Consider the following 244-nt stretch of genomic DNA (forward strand, 5'->3'; position numbering starts at 1 on the left):
ACGCTCCTCACGCCCCCGGAAACCGCCACCGTCACGGTCGCGGTACCCCCGGCCCTCACGGTCCCGATAACCGCCACCGCCGCCCTCGCGGTACCCGCCACCGTCCCGCTGCGGACGCTCGTCACGCCCACGGTGCGGCCGGTCATCCCGCCCGCGGTGCGGGCGCTCGTCACGGCCGCGGAACCCGCGGTCGTCCCGGCCGCGGTCGCGGTCGCGGAAGTCACGCTCCTCACGCCCCCGGAAA

The 244-nt window shown here is 77.0% G+C and carries 1 protein-coding gene; it reads left to right on the forward strand.

Translation table 11 applies throughout. From position 1 onward, the window contains the following. Positions 1-244: hypothetical protein (locus tag DEF28_RS27890; protein ID WP_199493604.1), on the forward strand; the 244-nt coding region annotated here is incomplete at both ends.

This window comes from Marinitenerispora sediminis (assembly GCF_003336425.1).
Classification (GTDB): Bacteria; Actinomycetota; Actinomycetes; order Streptosporangiales; family Streptosporangiaceae; genus Marinitenerispora; species Marinitenerispora sediminis.